Here is a 16,711-nt window from a genome sequence, read left to right on the forward strand (position 1 = left end):
GGCTCTCTAAAGAGGAGTGGCCGTTGGCTGTGCAATCGGTAGCGCGCGAGCAAGTTCGTGGGCGACTTGCTGCGCTAATTTTTCGATATCTTCAGCTGCTAGAGGTAGCTGCTGCACCGTTATATACCAGTCATCAACTCCGCGGCGCAAGTTTGCGACCCAAAGTCCGTAGCAGTCACGCGGCAGCTGTTTTAGATCGACAGTAAAAGCTCGGTTGTATTCGTCGTCACTCAAGTGCACTTCACCGACTTCTACGCCGGCAAGCGGTTGTTGATTGTAGGAATGAACAATCATAGCCACATGACGAATATGAGCGGGAATATGATCTAAATATAGGCGGATCTGTTCTTGATCTAAGGGCGCATTATATAAAGCCTGCTCACCGCGATCTTTACCATTTAGGCTATCGCCTTGATGCCTTACTGACTCCGCTTTATCACGCAGCTGCTTGAACCATACGATATCATCTATGACACAATCATCATCATAGAGTACGCAGGCAATATCGACATCGATAGCTTTGTCATTTTGTTTGAGGCGTTTTTTTAGTCCGGTCGCTTTTGGCGGCGTGAATTGATAATTCATCGCAAAAAACAATCTATCTGTGGCGAAACCAAGAGCGCTTAAGCTCTCTGATAAAGGCAGTGTAGGGGTGGAGGCTGACATAAATATCCTTCAATAGCGGCGGTTTTAATTTGTTTGAGCCTAATGAGTTTGGTAAAAGCTTATAGCGGATTATGACTGTTTCCTAAGACCGCTTGATAAAGCAGATCAGGTTTGGCAGCTAGTAAACCGTCACCAAAGCCGCGCAGCCACCAGACCAATTGTGAGGTCATATTGACGGTCGCTTTCACGCTCAAAGTATCGTCATCATTGATAGTGACGGTTTGATCTTCACTGAGCTGGCTTTCGGTCAAGCTTTTACCTGCCCGTCTTGTAAAGGTCAGTTCGACAGCAGTATTCTTGCCATGATCGGGTAGCTGGCTCAGTAGCGGATGACTAAAGCCCATACCGCCAGCATCTAAATAGCTGTCTAATAGGAAATCCTCAGGCGTTATCGCACTGGTCTCTAATATCTCAACACTCGCAAACCGATGCAGCGCAAAGGTGCGAATAATGAGCTCAGGGTCATCTGTACGCGTGGCTAACAGATAGATAATAACCCCGCGCTGAATAATGGCAATAGGGTTTAGAGTATATTCGCTAGCCTCACTTTTATTGCTACGCGTGTAACACGCTTTGATTTGTTGTTGATAAAATAGCGCATGATAGATGTTGTCTTTACTTTCTATATCGATAGGCGGCGCGATTAGCGGCTGCGTCGCCGGCTCAATACGCACGCGGTCGAGCCATGAATGGGTAACTTTGCTGTTTTTGAGCTGACGGCGCGCCAGATCAAACCAAGGAAATAACTCATCTAAGATAGCGGGCGGCAACAGCTGGGTCAGATTGGCCTCGACCATGTTGAAGGCGACCGCTTGCGATAGATTCATATGCGGCAAGCTCTGTAATGGCGCATCGTCACGCCAGCGCCAGCCTTGCGGATTGGCATTGTTTTTCTCAATAGGAAAGCGCTTAGCTAAGGCGTTGAGATCGCGCTGTACGGTACGCAAGCTAATATCAAATCCGGCTAACTTTAGCTGCTCATAAATATGAGTCGTACCGACCCAGCGATTGCGCTGTAGTTGCGATAATACTTGCCATTGCCGCGCAGTGGTAGCGGCACCATGGCGGCTAGCTGCCGAATCAGCCGCAAGATCGCCAGCTGAACTCATAGCATCAGAGTCGCTCAGTGGTTTTTCCATATTCTTTATGGTATCGGTGTCAGTCGCCTTAGTATGTTGCGCAGTCATTGGCTGATAACCTATATAAAGTCAAAACAAAATCAAAATTTGATATCTGAAGATCAAAGCTCTAGTGCAATATCGACTATAGCATCAAATCTGCTTTGCTTGTGTAGAGCAATACGAATTGACGCGCCATAATCGAAGGGTTTTATCATCGCAGAAAACATGACTAGCGTCTAGGGATGATTGCGCATGCTAAACTATCTGATACGCCTTATCGCTCATCGCTATCTACATTGTCGCTGCAGGCTAAATCATCGTTTGCTTGGCTTGAGCTGTTATTATCGCGATCACGTTTTTCGCTGAGCTCATCACGGCGCTTATCTGCCTTTATCTGGCGTTTGGCTTTGCGCTTTTTTTTGGCCTTTTTATCAGCTTTTTTGTCTTCGATCAGCTCATCTGCCGCTTGGCTCTCATCCCATGATATAAACCGCCTTAAAATTTTGCCAAATAAAGTGTCTTTATGATAGCGACCTTTTTTATTGAGAGTGTCAATCGGTAGGCCGGTCATCAAAGTGAGCGCTTCATTGATAGTACGCACGCCATAAACGTAGAAGCTACCAGCTTCGACCGCTTTAATAATATCGTCACGGAGCATAAGATGGTTGACATTGGCCATAGGAATGACCACCCCTTGCTCTCCTGTTAGCGCTTGCTCGCGGCAAGCGTCAAAGAAGCCGGCTATCTTGGCGTTGATGCCGCCAACGGCTTGTACTTCGCCTAATTGATTCATCGAGCCGGTAATCGCAAAGGCTTGGTTAATAGGCACGTTGGCAAGTGCTGATAGGAGTGCACAAGCCTCGCTCACAGTAGCGCTATCGCCATCGATATGAGCGTAGCTTTGTTCAAACGCTAAGGAAGCGCTAAAGTTCAGCGCATGATGTTCGCTAAATAGTGCGCGCAGATAGCTGGTCATAATCAGCATGCCTTTTGCGTGTAAGCTGCCGCCTAGATCGACATCACGCTCGATATCTAAGATATCTCCTGCGCCGGTGTTAGGCTGAATCACCGCCGTCAATCGCGCAGGCATGCCAAACTCACTATCAGCGTAGCTGACGACCGTTAGCGCATTGACTTGCCCAACGGCTACTCCCTTCGTTTGAATCAGTTGCTGACCGTTTTTTAACTCATCCCAGTACAAGTCGCGCAGGTAGCCTGAGCGTTCATCCATATCGTTAATGGCTTGCTTGACATGCTGAGCGCTAACGATTGTCTCATTAGTTTGATTCGTGCTTTGCTGCGTAGAAGTCTTGGTATCTAAACGCGCATGACGATGGGACTCGTGTAGCAGCTTGATCAAGCTATCACTATGTAAGCTAAGCCGGTTTTGATCTTCTGCTTGTAAGCTTAAATGCTCTAAAAGCGCCGCTTGTGCGTAGCTATCGAACGGATACAGATTGGCATGATCAATAATATCAGCCATCTTCGCGACTAGCGCAAGCTCATGCTCTTGACTGCGAATGACGTCGTCATGAAAGTCTGCGCGCACCTTAAATACCGCATCAAACTCCGGCTCTAGCTCTAACAGCTCGTAATATAGATCCGCTTCACCCAGCAAGATAACTTTGACATCGAGATCGATAGGGGCAGGCGCTAAAGATAAGCTACCGGTCAAGGTGAGCATTTGCTCAAGACTTGAGAGCTTGATCTTGCGCGATTGCAGCGCGCGCTTGAGACCTTGCCAAGCATAAGGATGCTCAAGCAAGTGGCTGGCCTCTAGCAGTAGATAACCGCCATTGGCGCGATGTAGGGCGCCGGCACGTATCATACTGACATCGGTCGTCACTGTACCTAACTGAGTGATTTGCTCCACATGACCAAGTAGGTTTAAGTGAGTCGGTAAGTCTTCAAATATCACCGGCGCGCCGCTATTAGGCTGATGACTGACCATGACGTTGACCGCATATCGACTCGGTGTGGTGGCCAGTAGCGCTGTGACAAACTCTTCATCATCCCCATTGACGATGTGCGGCGCGTGCGCGATCATATCGTTAAGTAGCGCTTGCAGATAATCAAGCACAGATGATTGGTCCGCGAACTGCTCGCGTACTTCAGTGAATAAAGGCTGCAGCGCTCGCTCGGCGATATCGTGATGCAGAGTTTCAATGGTGTCATTGGCTTCATCTTCTAATTGCTCTAAGGCAATGGTTAGCTGATTGAAGCGTTTTTGCATATGGTTTTTATGAGTGAAGTGACCTTTATTGTTATCAGCTTGCGTATTTGTATTGGCTCTGTTTTGCTCAGTAGCGTTATTTTTGGGGGCATCATCAGTACAGCTTTCAGCTGCTGATGCCAATTGGCTAGGATGCACAAACATCGCTTTATTGTCCGAGGCGCGAAAACTCAAAGCTAAGTCATATTGTTTGCCTTCAGCGTTTAAGGCCTCGTAAGCATGGCTTTCTTTTTCATGCGCGTCATTTTTTATCGCTTCAATCTGGCTTTGATAGTAGTCGCTACGAAAGCGCTGACTTAAGCGTTTTTTGGCCTGTAGCCATAAGCTATTGACTTGTTGCTGCAACTGCTTAGCTTGTCCTGCTGGCAGATGTAAGGACAAAGGCGTACGCGGATCGGCAAAATTATGCACATAGACCCAATCATTAGGCGTAGGGTTTTGAGCGGCGATTTGCTGCAATAAACGGCTAATGATGGTACGTTTGCCAAGCCCATTTTCGCCCGCGGCAAAAACATGGTAGCCACTAGCATCGATATCGATTGCCGTCTGCAAAGCTTTGATAGCACGCTGCTGACCAAAGCCGATATCTAAGGGCGGCGCACAGCGAGAATTATTAGGTAAGGGGTGAGCTTGAGTGTAACGCTTCAATTGCTTGGTATCGATCAGGCAGCGCTGTTTGGTTGCAGCGAAGACAGGATGAGAGGCTATTGATGCTTTATATTCACTCTGATTGGTATGAGTTGAAAGCTTCGATGGTTTGCTAACAGCAGTGGACGGTTTGATCATAGGGTATAGTAATCATCTAGATAAAAGAAATGTGGTGAAAAAACAATGTTAGGAGTAAAAGTGATAAGTGCTAGGAATAAACGTGATAAGTAGCAAAAGTAGCAAAAGTAACTATGACTAACATAACTCAATATAAGGTAGATAGTATAAGATGACCAAGATTGACGCAATCTATAACTATTCAAGTGTTGAGGTGCATGATAAAATAATCGGTTCAATTAAATATCGGTTCAATTAAATATCGGTTCAATTAAATAATGGATAACGTGTTATATGTCAGCTTCTGCCACTTCCTCATCCGCCAGCCTTACTATTGACCCTACTGGATTTGCAAAGCTTGGCCCGCAGTTGCCGCTACTCGCAGATATCTTGGCGCAGTCAACTGAGCAGTTATCTTTAACACTATCTGCGACCCAGCAGCGCCAGTTATTATTATACTTAGACCAGCTTTTATTGTGGAATAAAGCGTATAATCTAACCGCCATCACTGATCCTGTCGACGCCCTTATCAAACACGTTATCGATTGTTTGGCTATTATAACGCATTTACCAGCCGGGGATTTGTTAGATATCGGTACGGGTGCAGGCTTGCCAGCAGTGATTATTGCCATTTGTCAGCCTGAACGCCACTGCACCGCGCTCGATAGTAATCAAAAGAAGATCCGTTTTATCAGACAGATCAGTAGTCAGCTTGGTCTGAGTAATGTGCAGCCTATTGCCGCTCGTATTGAAGCGCACGAAGCACAATATCAAGTAGTGACCTCGCGAGCTTTTGCCAGCTTAACCGATTTTGTATCGGTGGCGCAGCCGCGATTAGCCGAGCAAGGCTATCTGTGTGCAATGAAAGGTAAAGCGCCAAGCGCCGATGAATTATCAGCGCTAAAGCCGGCTTGGCAGATAAAAACTATCAAACTAGCTGTGCCTCGGTTGGAGGATAGCCGACATTTAATTGAATTATGCAATAAAAGTGTCTAAGCTGTCGCCACTTTGTGTATGATAAAGCAGTCGTTATCAAGATAAGGCGACATGGTTAATAATAACAGCCTAGAAACAAAAGCTTGGCAATATTTGCTGCAAGCAGCCTTAGTACTAACCCTATGTTAAAATAAAAAGTTTGATATCAATACCAGTAATAGACCTAATAAATTGAGTGAGTGTATGGAAATCATAGCCATTGCGAATCAAAAAGGCGGCGTCGGTAAAACCACGACGGCTGTGAACTTGACCGCAAGCTTAGCCGATAAGCGTCAGCATGTTTTGCTGATTGACTTAGATCCGCAGGGCAATGCCACTACCGGCACCGGTCTGCATAAAAACGAGCTTGAACTAACCATAGCCGATGTGCTGCTTGATGGTGTGTCGTTGCAAGAAGCGATTGTTAAAAGCCCAGCAGGGTTCGATGTCATCGCGGCAAACCGTGAGCTGGCTGGTATGGATATTGCCCTGATGGGTCAGGCCAATAGCCATGAGCTGCTAAAATCAGCATTGAGCGACTTAGTGGCAGAGCAAGCGAATCAGCAAAGCCAGCCCTACGATTATATTATTCTGGACTGCGCGCCAAGCCTGAATCTTTTGACGGTGAATGCGCTGGTGGCGACAGATGGAGTGATCATCCCGATGCAGTGCGAGTACTATGCGCTAGAAGGGTTAGCCGATTTATCACAGACCATAGAGCGCTTAACTGAGCTCAACCCTAAGCTGCATATTCGCGGCGTCGTGCGTACCTTATTTGACGCGCGTAATACCTTAGCCAATGACGTGTCGCAAGAGCTAGATGCGCATTTTGGTGATATTATGTATCGCACCCATATTCCTAGAAACGTGCGTTTGGCAGAAGCGCCTGCGCATGGCATACCGGTATTGGCTTATGAGCGTTGGTCAAAGGGCGCTAGAGCGTATCAAAAGCTTGCGGACGAAGTCATTGAGCAAAGCAATTAAGATTGCAAGGTCTTTAAAGATAAGCCATTGTTAGAAATAAACAGTCGTTAAAGATAAAGATTGAACGCTGTTAGTCTTGAGTAGTATTTTTATAAGTGATGGCAGTGTCAAAGAGTCAGTCAATGTCTTCATCATTATCATTTGGTTTTTATTGTAGCGTTAGAGGATAAGGAATCATGGCGAAAAAACGAGGATTGGCTGCCAATCGAGGTTTAGATGCCTTATTAGGGTCAATAAAAAAAGAAAAACAAATCACCGCCTCAGCCTTGCAAGATGACATGGCAGCGCGCGCTGTTAATGCTGAGAACGATGACGCCAATGATGACCTTGCCAGTGATAACACGGCTCGTAAGGGTAAGAGTGCTACCACTTCTACAAGCGATAATGTGACAAGCAGTAAAGCGGCAGCGCCAAAATCGATAGCTGCCAATCAAGATGCCGTTGTTGATACTGATGCTAATAATGATATTGAGCCAGCGCCAGCTAAGCGATTAGCGCGTACTACTCGTAACCCTGTTAAGACGCGCAATAATAAACCTCGCAGCAATGAGCAAGATAGTACAGCGACTGAGGATCAAATCAGCTTAGTACAAATAGATGTGGGTCGCCTGCAAGCGGGTAAGTACCAACCGCGCCGCGATATGAGTGAGACGGCGCTCGCAGAACTGGCGGCTTCTATCGAGCAGCACGGCGTCATGCAGCCTATTGTGATAAGACCGCTACTCGCCAATGAAGATAAAAGTACGGATGAGGTCACGCACGAGATCATCGCCGGTGAGCGTCGTTGGCGCGCTGCAAAAATGGCGAATAAAACAGTGATACCAGCGATAGAGCGTGCCTTGTCCGATGAGCTTGCTATAGCGCTAGCTTTGATCGAAAATATTCAACGCGAAGATTTATCCGTTATCGAACAGGCAGCAGCGCTACAACGCTTTCATACTGAGTTTGGTATGAGTCACGCTATGATTGCTGAGGTAGTAGGGAAGGCGCGTACCACAGTATCCAACTTACTACGGCTCAATCAGCTTCATGATACGGTCAAAGACCACCTTTCAAATGGCGCGCTTGATATGGGTCATGCTCGTACGCTTTTGGCTTTATCCTCCAAGCAGCAGCCCATCATCGCCCAAAAAATCATCGATGGGAATATGACGGTGCGCGAGGCTGAAAAGCTGGTGAAGTCTATCTTGCAGCCTACCCAAAAAGCGCAGGATAAAAACGCCGCACAAACTCACGATGTCGAGCGCCTGACCCAGCGTTTGACAGACGCGCTAGGGGCGCAGGTTAAGCTCAAACACAAAAAAGGTGGTCAAGGTAGCGTTGAGATATTCTTCCACAACCAAGACGAGCTATCCGCTCTCATCAAACATCTAAACGTGCAAAGCTAGCCTGTATTGCTGTTATTGATACAGAAACTAATTAATAAATAAAGCATATTAAAAAATCTCAAAAAAGAGAAGCCTTATGTGGGAGTTGGTAAAAGCAGGTGGTTGGTTAATGATGCCCATTGTCATCTGTTCAGTTGTGGCGCTTATTATCATTATCGAACGGAGTAGTACTCTGCAGTTCAATAAAGTGGTACCGATAAAACTGCGCGAGCAGCTGATCAATCGCTTACGCGAGAACGGAACTATCGGCCGCACTCAGCTGGTCAATGTCAAAGAAAAAACTCCTTTAGGCGATATTCTGGCGACCGGTTTGCTCTATCGCCAGTATGGGCTTGACTCTATGACAATGCATATGCAAAACCGGGCGAGCGTGCAAATTCATCAATTGGAAAAGAATATCAATATGCTCGGTACAATAGGGGCTATAGCGCCGCTATTAGGCTTGTTAGGAACCGTACTGGGTATTATTTCATCGTTTTTAGCCATTACCGATGGCGCTATGCAAGATCCGACTTTGCTGGCCGCTGGCGTCTCGCAAGCGCTGATTACTACTGCTGCTGGGATGATTGTCGCTATACCGGCGCTGGTTGCCTACCGCTACTTTCAGCGGCGTATCGTTGATATTAACGCTCATTTTGAGACTGAAGCGGGGCTGATGATTCAAGAGCTTTATGATTATAAGCTGCTAAATGTCGCTCATAATTCAGCCTATGATCCAGCTCTGTTAGCAGGCGATAAAGCTGGTGTAGAGCGCTCAAATACTCAGCACAGCCATGATCATTCTTTAAACAAATCTTTTAGCTTAGAGTCTTAGTTAAAGATTGGCTCAAATACTGAAATATTGACACTACTTAGCACTATCAAAGAGATTGCTATGCGTTTTAGAAAGCCTACTGTCGAGCCGCTTGAGATCAATCTGACGCCAATGATTGATTGCTTGCTGTTTTTGATTATATTTTTATTGCTTGCAACCTCGTTTAATCACTTCAGCCGCCTCAATATTATCCTGCCTGAAGCAGAGGGCGTTGATGTTGTGGAGCAGCAAGAGAGTATCGAGGTGGCGGTACAAGAAGACGGTAGTTATCTGGTCAATGGTATAGCACTTGCCAGCAGTAATGCTGCAGAATTGACCAGTTTACTTCAGCAAGAGGCAGGGAGTAATCGTCAGCTGCTGTTCGTGATTGCCGCTGATGCAAATGCCACTCATCAATCCGTAGTACAAGTGATGGATGTCGCTGGCAAACTGGGATTTTTAAATATTAATATCAGTACTGTCGTGCCGCTAGGTCAGCCGCTGCCGCCCTAATTACGCGCAAAACGACAGAAAAACCAGTATTATCATTGAGTCATTAAACCATTGATAATACGTTTGTTCATCTGCCATACCCTATATCCACCGTCTTTTGCAGACATAGCTATCTTCTCCCTCATGATGGTATACTTTGTCGCAGTTTTCAGCCGCTCTGGTAAGAGTAATTCCTTTTGTTTTAACTTGGGGCTTTTATGAGCCAATCTCGCCTATCACATACTCATAATAATAAGGCTAAAGCTCAGCCTGAGCGAGTAGCACCGCCCAAACATAAGACCTTACTGCGCTTGCTACGTTATTTAAAGCCATATTGGTGGGCACTATTACTGACTGTGCTTGGCTTTGCGATTAATGCGGCTACTGAGATTTGGATTGCTAAGCTGCTGCAGTACATTACTGACGCGATTAACCAAAACGATCAAGCCAAGCAAAACCTATTTCCTTTGTTGATTATTGGTTTATTTTTCGTGCGCGGCGTCGGGAGCTTCTTAGGGAACTACTATTCAGCGCTAGTGTCCAGAAACTTAGTCTATGAGCTGCGAGTAGAGGTCTTTAACAAGCTTTTACGGCTACCAAGCTCGTTTTATTTGGCCAATCCTGCCGGTACCATCTCCTCAAAGCTTATCTTCGATGTCGAGCAGGTCACTGCTGCCAGTACCGATTCTATGAAGACAGTGTTACGCGATGGTCTAACGGTTGTGGCTTTGATAGGCTTTTTACTCTACAGTAACTGGCGATTGACCCTGATTTTGTTTTTGGTTCTGCCGCCTATCTTATGGCTGATCCGCATCGCCTCTAAGCGTTACCTTAAGCTCTCAAAGGGTATTCAACAAACGATGGGCGATGTCAGTCATATCACCAATGAGGTCATTGGCGGCTATCAAGTGGTCAAAAACTATGGTGGTCAGGCTTATGAGTCGAAGCGCTTTGATAAGACGTCTAAGAAAAACCTACGTCAAGGCATGAAAGTTGTTGTGACCAATAGTATTAATACTCCAGCGGTGCAGCTACTGATGGCGATGGCGATGTCGGTGGTGGTGTGGTTGGCGCTGCGTCCGCAAGTCATCAATAACATCTCGGCAGGGGAGTTTATCTCTTATATTGCCGCCGCTGGACTACTGAGTAAACCGGTACGCTCATTGACAGACGTCAATCAAAAATTGCAAAAAGGCATCGCAGCTGGTGAGTCGATATTTGCACTGATCGATGAGCCTGAGGAGCAAGATACCGGCACTTTAAACCCCAAACTCTCAGGCGCTCTACGATTAGATAAAGTCGGCTTAGTTTATCCTGACTCAACGGTAGCTCTACAAGACTTTAGCTTAGATATAAAAGCAGGCGAAACGGTAGCGCTAGTCGGGCGCAGCGGCGCTGGCAAGTCATCATTGGTCAATTTGTTGACGCGGACATTAGCGACGTCTTCAGGTCAGATCACGATGGATGGCATGCCTATTGAAGAGATTACTTTGGAGAGCCTACGCTCGCAGATTGCGATGGTCAATCAGCAAGTGGTGCTGTTTAATACGAGTGTCTTTGAGAATATTGCTTATGGTAGTTTGGCGACCAAAAGCCAAGCTGAGGTTGAGCGCGCGGCAAAAGATGCTTTTGCCCATGAGTTTATTATGAAGATGCCGCAAGGTTATCAAAGCCAAATAGGCGCAGAAGGACTGCAGCTCTCTGGGGGCCAGCGCCAGCGCTTGTCGATTGCGCGTGCGCTACTAAAAGACGCGCCTATTTTGATCTTAGATGAGGCAACGAGTGCCCTTGATAATGAGTCGGAATATTATATCCAGCAAGCGCTCGATAATGTTATGAAAGATCGCACCACCTTAGTTATCGCTCACCGCCTGACCACTATCGAGTCCGCTGATCGCATCGCTGTAATGGATGGCGGGCGTATCGTTGAGATTGGTACGCATGACTCGCTGCTACAACAGCAAGGCTATTACGCGCAGATGTATGAGCGCGATTTTGAGTAGTAAAAGATAAGCGACTGCTATATAGTCAGTTCGAAATAAAGTCGATACGCTTAATATGAACGCGCAACTGGTATTCATTTTTCTTGCATGCTGTGTCTTCGCTGTTTCGATGTTGCGCAAAATTAATTCCAGCTGCACTGCATCGGTTTTAAAGTGATTCAACTATACTTCCCAAATCAGATGGCAACCTAAGAGCATCGTTAGCGCTATGAAACTAGAAACACTAATTACTAAAGCATGGCAGCGAGAAGCGCTTTGGCTTTGGTTGTTACTGCCGTTAAGTGCGCTATACGGACTACTAACTGCTATACGCCGTAGAGCCTATCAGCTAGGATGGCTGAAAAGCTACCGCGCTCCTGTGCCGGTTATGGTCATCGGTAATATCAGCGTAGGCGGTAGTGGCAAAACGCCATTAATTATCAGCTTAGTGCACTATCTGCAGCAGCGCGGCGTCAAAGTCGGCGTCATCAGTCGCGGCTATGGTGGTGATACTGCGCAAATGCCAACGCTGGTGACTAAAGATAGCCTGCCAAGTGCCGTCGGCGACGAGCCTTGTTTGATCGTTGGTACAACTGGCGTGGCTATGGCGGTCTGCCCGAATCGTAAGCAAGCGATAACCACTTTGCTTGAGGCTCATGGGGATATCCAGCTGATTATCGCTGATGATGGCTTACAACATTATGCTATGCAGCGCGATATTGAATGGATTGTGGTGGACGCTGCACGCGGCTTTGGTAATCGCCAGTTATTGCCAGTAGGCTATCTACGCGAGCCGCTATCACGGCTCAAAGACAGCACAGTCATTTACCACCAAAAACTTGACGGTCTCATCTTAAGCGATAGCCAGCTAGCGACAGATAAATTAACTATGCACTTGCAGCCGAGTCCATTAAAGCAGCTGCTAGCGCACGAATTATCACAGATCGGTACGGTCAGTCTCAGTCAGCCTGTAGCACCTGAAGCTGGCAGTACGGTACACGGCGTTAGCGGTATTGGCTATCCGCAGCGGTTTTTTGATACTTTGCGTACGCTTGGTTTACAAGTCATTGAGCACCCTTATCCTGATCATTATGATTTTAGCTTAACTGAGCTGTGGCAATACACTGAGCATCCTATCGTAGTCACTAGCAAAGATGCGGTGAAAATAAAAGCGTTATGGCTGCAACAGCAACAACACGCTGCGAGTAGCGAAGCAGCTAAGATTGATCAGGACTGGCATGCGCTCGCTGCTAGGCTTTGGGTGTTACCTGTAAGCGCAGAATTATCCGCTGCTTGCTATCAGACGCTAGAGCAGCAACTCAAAGCGTTAGGTATTAACACTGCATTAATAGATACTGCCGCTTACGACTGAGCGCTTAACCCACAGTTTTAGGTCTGTGATTTATTATGGAAATAGCTATGACAACTGTACCTTTTAAGACTCACATCGTCATTCCGGCGCGCTTTAAAAGCACGCGCTTACCGGGGAAGCCGTTATTAGAGATACATGGCAAGCCTATGATCTTATGGGTGGCAGAAAAAGCCCGAGCAGCAGATTTTGCGGATGATATGTGTATCGCAACTGACGATAAGCGCATTGCTAAGCTTTGCATAGAAGCGGGCTTTGAGGTGGTTATGACCCGTCACGATCACGCTTCAGGCACTGATCGTCTTGCAGAGGTCGCTGCTATTAAAGGCTGGGGCAAAGAAGATATTGTCATTAATATGCAAGGCGATGAGCCGTTAGTGCCACCTTTGCTGTTAGAACAAGTCAAAACGCTACTGGTTAAGGATAGCGCTAGCGTCATGGCAACTTTATATGAGCCAATCGAAGACTTCGAGAGCTTTATGCGCCCCTCAGTGGTCAAAGTCGTGAATGCTACCGTCAATCAGCAACAGCGCGCGCTTTATTTCAGCCGCGCGCCTATCCCTTGCGATCGTGACCTAGCTTTAGCGATGGCTTGCGATAATAAAGACGGAGCATCACTAGATATAGACCCTAAACCGCCAAAAGCAGCTTATCGTCATTTGGGTTTATATGCTTATAGAGTCAGTCTACTAGAGCAGTTCGTGGCGTGGCCACAAACACCGCTTGAAGTGCTTGAGAGCTTAGAGCAATTGCGTATTTTAGAAAACGGTGGTCACATTGCGATTGCTGCTGCCGCGTTACAATTACCGGCGGGAGTAGATACGCAGGACGACTTAGATCGGCTCAACGCTATGAGCATAATTGATTTCCAGCAATACCATAACTCATAGGTTTCTAAAACTAATAGTTAAATAACCTAAGCAAAACGTTTGTGAAAACTCATTTGCAGATGCCGGTTGAGGGTAACAATTAAAGGTAATAAGGAATATGACCGACAGTATTTATTTTGCGCCGTTATTACCTTGGCAGCAGTCGCTATGGGATCAGCTGACTGAGCGCTTACTCATGCCGCCGCATCACTTACCGCATGCATTGCTAGCGGCAGGGATGTCAGGGATGGGTAAACGGGCGTTTGTCTGGCGCTTTGTCGCTTGGCTACTGTGTCACCAGCAAGCCAGTCATCGGCAAGGCGCTTGCGGTCATTGTGAGAGCTGTCAGTGGCTAAGATCAGGGACCCATCCAAGCTTACAAGTATTGCCTTTAGCAAGTTTGCCGCTTGCAGCTGAGCCAGATAATGCTCAAGAAGACACTAAGTCTAATTCTAAAAAATCGAATAGCAGTAATAAGTCATCCAAAGCCAGTAGTAAGGCGCAAGTCACTATCAAAGTCGATGATATTCGCGCGCTGCAGCCTTTTATTTATCAAGGCGGGCAGGGGGTGCGGATTTGTGTATTGGACTATGCCGAGCAAATGACTATCGCCGCCGCTAATGCGCTATTAAAGACATTGGAGGAGCCGCAAGCGCAAGTCCATCTATTTTTACTCAGTGATACGCCGAGCAAATTACTTCCGACTATCAAGAGCCGAGTACAGCAATTGCCTTTGCAGCATATTGAGCCTTCAGTGTCAGCCGACTATGTACAGCAGGCGCTTGGCAGCACCATCAATCGCGAAGCGGTCAGTATTGATGAGATCCAGCAGCTTCTTCAGCTCGCCAATGGTGCGCCTTTAGCTGCGATCGCTTTGGCACAAGCTGATTGGTATAGTAAACGCGCACTATGGCTGACGACTTGGCAGGCTCTGCGTAGCGGCAAGCGGAGCAGCCTAGCGGCAAGCGACTATTGGCAGCAGCAGCTGAACCTTGCCGACTTTATCAAATTAACCGAGCTTATGCTTTTGGATATTCGCCGGATAAATATGGGATTAGCAAGTATTCAAAACGATACTGAACTACCCAAAGCGCTAGCGCAGCACCAGCCAACAGAGATGTCGATGCAGGATATTGTCGATAGCTTGCAACACATTAAAGTTTCTCTACAACAAAATGTCCAAGAGAAGTTCGCCTATGATAAGCTCATGCAAGCATTAGCAGAGTTATAACATATTGACCTTAAAAACTGCAGTGAGGCGCATACAACTGCTTTAGCTGTTATAAATATATGGTCGATTCTAAATAAAATAGAGACATAGTTTTTCAAGGCGGAACTGGTATAAATTTTACTGGCTTGCTGTGCCTACGCATACAGAGGCTGCATAAAATTCATCCCAGTCCCGCTGTATCGTTTTTATAATGAACTTACTATAGTCAAATCTGCAATAAACCTTATATTCAAAAGCCTAACCTTCAAGGAGCTGATTATGGCGATGCCAGGACGCGGTGGAATTCTTACTTGTCATATCGAAGATATCACCACCTTATATGCCAGTTATTTGTCTTTTGTCGACAACGGCGCTTTATTTGTACCCAGCAACCTCGAGCAGCGTTTAGGCGATGAGGTGTTTGTGGCTTTTACTCTGCCAAACTCAAAAGAGCGTTTGCCAATGAGTGGCAAAGTAGTCTGGATCAATCATAAAGCCAACGCCCACCGCCCAGCAGGATTCGCGGTGCAAATCGGTAAAGATGTCACTGGCCAAAGAATTAAGAACGAAGTAGAGCGGCTGCTTGCCGGCAAGATAGACAGTCAACAAAACACTTATACGATGTAGGTTTTTGCCCTATTCTAAAAGATGTAGATTTTAAGATAGTCTACTATCTCTCAAGACCGTTCAATACTGCTCAATAACGCGATGGCACGTACATATCATCGGGGATAGGCTCGCGGTAGTACTCGTCATCACGCTTACGATCCGGCAGATCTACCTCTTCACGTGGTACTTCGACATAAGGGATTTGCTCTAGTAGATGAGCGATGCAATTAAGCCGCGCGCGCTTTTTATTATTACCCTCAACCACCCACCAAGGCGCTTCTGGGATATGAGTGCGCTCAAACATCGTCTCTTTGGCTTTAGTATAATCTTCCCAGCGTCGACGCGATTGTAAGTCCATCGGTGATAGTTTCCACTGCTTTAGCGGATCATGGATGCGGCTCATAAACCGTGAATGCTGCTCATCATCAGTAATTGAAAACCAGTATTTTACGAGGCGGATACCTGAGCGCACTAGCATACGCTCAAACTCAGGCACCGATTGAAAAAACTCTTCGTACTGCGCATCACTGCAAAACCCCATGACGCGCTCAACACCAGCACGGTTATACCAGCTACGATCAAATAAGACAATCTCGCCCGCCGCTGGCAAGTGTGCTACATAACGCTGAAAATACCACTGTGATTGTTCACGCTCGGTAGGCGCAGGTAGGGCGGCTACTCTACAAACCCTTGGATTCAGCCGCTGAGTGATGCGCTTAATCGCACCGCCTTTACCCGCAGAGTCGCGTCCTTCAAAGATAACGACAATGCGCTCGCCGCGATCGACCACCCAGTCTTGTAGCTTGATAAGCTCGCGCTGCAGGCGCACCAGCTCCTGAAAGTACAGTCGGCGATCCAGCCTTTCTTGTTCGCTCATCTCCCGCCCATCAAAACGAAAATCACGCACATAATCATCTATTTCGTTTTCTAGCTCTTCATCATAGGTATCGATTAAGTCTTGGTGCATTTTTCGACGAAGCTCATCGTCAAGAATGTCTTTTTCAATACGTTCGGCTAGGATGGCCTGTTCCTGATTGTATTGATCTAATTGCTCATGAGTGGTTAGAGATTGAAATTCAGTGGTTGTAAGTGGTTCTGTCATCACCTGTTTGTCAGAGCCAAAAATGATTTGTTTCATTTTTCTTAATAAAACTTTCGTCTTACCCATAAACATTACCTTTGTTTGACGTATCAGCTTTTTTTAATTACTATCTTGGTCGGTTCTATCATAGCAAAGTAAAGACAATAAAAAATG

14 protein-coding genes are annotated in these 16,711 nt (G+C 46.6%); 10 read left to right on the top strand and 4 right to left on the bottom strand.

Going from position 1 to position 16,711, the window contains the following annotated elements; translation table 11 throughout:
• Positions 1-6: 6 nt before the first annotated feature.
• The 3 genes from JMY03_RS07155 to JMY03_RS07165 form a co-directional block, all read right to left on the bottom strand.
• On the bottom strand, positions 7-666 hold the full coding sequence (locus tag JMY03_RS07155) for a TerD family protein (protein WP_201602493.1): 660 nt from the start codon (positions 664-666) through the stop codon (positions 7-9).
• Positions 667-725: 59 nt separating this feature from the next.
• A complete protein-coding gene (locus JMY03_RS07160) occupies positions 726-1,775 on the bottom strand; it encodes a helix-turn-helix transcriptional regulator (RefSeq protein ID WP_227675575.1) in 1,050 nt (349 codons plus the stop codon).
• 286 nt (positions 1,776-2,061) lie between these two features.
• Entirely contained in the window at positions 2,062-4,728 is a 2,667-nt protein-coding gene (locus JMY03_RS07165) for an AAA family ATPase (protein WP_449314256.1), read from the bottom strand.
• A gap of 351 nt (positions 4,729-5,079) precedes the next feature.
• Between JMY03_RS07165 and rsmG the strand changes: the two genes are divergently transcribed.
• The 10 genes from rsmG to JMY03_RS07215 all read left to right on the top strand — a co-directional run bounded on the left by rsmG (position 5,080) and on the right by JMY03_RS07215 (position 15,474).
• Positions 5,080-5,781, top strand: a complete 702-nt coding sequence (gene rsmG, locus JMY03_RS07170) for a 16S rRNA (guanine(527)-N(7))-methyltransferase RsmG (RefSeq protein WP_201556627.1) — start codon at positions 5,080-5,082, stop codon at positions 5,779-5,781.
• Positions 5,782-5,964: 183 nt separating this feature from the next.
• Complete coding sequence (locus JMY03_RS07175; protein ID WP_201602497.1) at positions 5,965-6,744, top strand: ParA family protein; 780 nt, start codon at positions 5,965-5,967, stop codon at positions 6,742-6,744.
• 176 nt (positions 6,745-6,920) lie between these two features.
• Complete coding sequence (locus JMY03_RS07180) at positions 6,921-8,132, top strand: ParB/RepB/Spo0J family partition protein (RefSeq protein WP_201602499.1); 1,212 nt, start codon at positions 6,921-6,923, stop codon at positions 8,130-8,132.
• 76 nt (positions 8,133-8,208) lie between these two features.
• Entirely contained in the window at positions 8,209-8,946 is a 738-nt protein-coding gene (locus JMY03_RS07185; RefSeq protein WP_025646642.1) for a MotA/TolQ/ExbB proton channel family protein, read from the top strand.
• 60 nt (positions 8,947-9,006) lie between these two features.
• The gene (locus JMY03_RS07190) at positions 9,007-9,438 is read left to right on the top strand and encodes an ExbD/TolR family protein (protein WP_025646643.1); all 432 of its coding nucleotides are present in this window, start codon (positions 9,007-9,009) and stop codon (positions 9,436-9,438) included.
• A 197-nt stretch (positions 9,439-9,635) separates the two neighbouring features.
• On the top strand, positions 9,636-11,420 hold the full coding sequence (gene msbA, locus JMY03_RS07195; protein WP_227675541.1) for a lipid A export permease/ATP-binding protein MsbA: 1,785 nt from the start codon (positions 9,636-9,638) through the stop codon (positions 11,418-11,420).
• 208 nt (positions 11,421-11,628) lie between these two features.
• Entirely contained in the window at positions 11,629-12,771 is a 1,143-nt protein-coding gene (lpxK, locus tag JMY03_RS07200; protein WP_201602501.1) for a tetraacyldisaccharide 4'-kinase, read from the top strand.
• Between the two features lie 47 nt (positions 12,772-12,818).
• Positions 12,819-13,658 (top strand): 3-deoxy-manno-octulosonate cytidylyltransferase, encoded by an 840-nt coding sequence (gene kdsB, locus JMY03_RS07205; protein ID WP_227675542.1) that lies wholly within the window; start codon positions 12,819-12,821, stop codon positions 13,656-13,658.
• A 97-nt stretch (positions 13,659-13,755) separates the two neighbouring features.
• Positions 13,756-14,868, top strand: coding sequence for a DNA polymerase III subunit delta' (locus JMY03_RS07210; protein ID WP_201602505.1), 1,113 nt, complete (start codon positions 13,756-13,758; stop codon positions 14,866-14,868).
• Positions 14,869-15,126: 258 nt separating this feature from the next.
• The gene (locus JMY03_RS07215; protein ID WP_201602513.1) at positions 15,127-15,474 is read left to right on the top strand and encodes a PilZ domain-containing protein; all 348 of its coding nucleotides are present in this window, start codon (positions 15,127-15,129) and stop codon (positions 15,472-15,474) included.
• A 70-nt stretch (positions 15,475-15,544) separates the two neighbouring features.
• Here the strand turns inward: JMY03_RS07215 and ppk2 are convergent, their stop codons facing one another.
• Positions 15,545-16,624, bottom strand: a complete 1,080-nt coding sequence (gene ppk2, locus JMY03_RS07220) for a polyphosphate kinase 2 (protein ID WP_264673184.1) — start codon at positions 16,622-16,624, stop codon at positions 15,545-15,547.
• Positions 16,625-16,711: the final 87 nt, after the last annotated feature.

It is taken from the genome of Psychrobacter submarinus (genome assembly GCF_904846685.1).
Lineage (GTDB): Bacteria > Pseudomonadota > Gammaproteobacteria > Pseudomonadales > Moraxellaceae > Psychrobacter > Psychrobacter submarinus.

What these genes read in the sequence shown, in the direction of transcription:
- JMY03_RS07155 (WP_201602493.1), bottom strand. Translation starts at nt 666, where the DNA reads ATGTCAGCCTCCACCCCTACACTGCCTTTATCAGAGAGCTTAAGCGCT.
- JMY03_RS07160 (WP_227675575.1), bottom strand. Translation starts at nt 1,775, where the DNA reads ATGAGTTCAGCTGGCGATCTTGCGGCTGATTCGGCAGCTAGCCGCCAT.
- rsmG (WP_201556627.1), top strand. Translation starts at nt 5,080, where the DNA reads ATGTCAGCTTCTGCCACTTCCTCATCCGCCAGCCTTACTATTGACCCT.
- JMY03_RS07175 (WP_201602497.1), top strand. Translation starts at nt 5,965, where the DNA reads ATGGAAATCATAGCCATTGCGAATCAAAAAGGCGGCGTCGGTAAAACC.
- JMY03_RS07180 (WP_201602499.1), top strand. Translation starts at nt 6,921, where the DNA reads ATGGCGAAAAAACGAGGATTGGCTGCCAATCGAGGTTTAGATGCCTTA.
- JMY03_RS07185 (WP_025646642.1), top strand. Translation starts at nt 8,209, where the DNA reads ATGTGGGAGTTGGTAAAAGCAGGTGGTTGGTTAATGATGCCCATTGTC.
- JMY03_RS07190 (WP_025646643.1), top strand. Translation starts at nt 9,007, where the DNA reads ATGCGTTTTAGAAAGCCTACTGTCGAGCCGCTTGAGATCAATCTGACG.
- msbA (WP_227675541.1), top strand. Translation starts at nt 9,636, where the DNA reads ATGAGCCAATCTCGCCTATCACATACTCATAATAATAAGGCTAAAGCT.
- lpxK (WP_201602501.1), top strand. Translation starts at nt 11,629, where the DNA reads ATGAAACTAGAAACACTAATTACTAAAGCATGGCAGCGAGAAGCGCTT.
- kdsB (WP_227675542.1), top strand. Translation starts at nt 12,819, where the DNA reads ATGACAACTGTACCTTTTAAGACTCACATCGTCATTCCGGCGCGCTTT.
- JMY03_RS07210 (WP_201602505.1), top strand. Translation starts at nt 13,756, where the DNA reads ATGACCGACAGTATTTATTTTGCGCCGTTATTACCTTGGCAGCAGTCG.
- JMY03_RS07215 (WP_201602513.1), top strand. Translation starts at nt 15,127, where the DNA reads ATGGCGATGCCAGGACGCGGTGGAATTCTTACTTGTCATATCGAAGAT.
- ppk2 (WP_264673184.1), bottom strand. Translation starts at nt 16,624, where the DNA reads ATGGGTAAGACGAAAGTTTTATTAAGAAAAATGAAACAAATCATTTTT.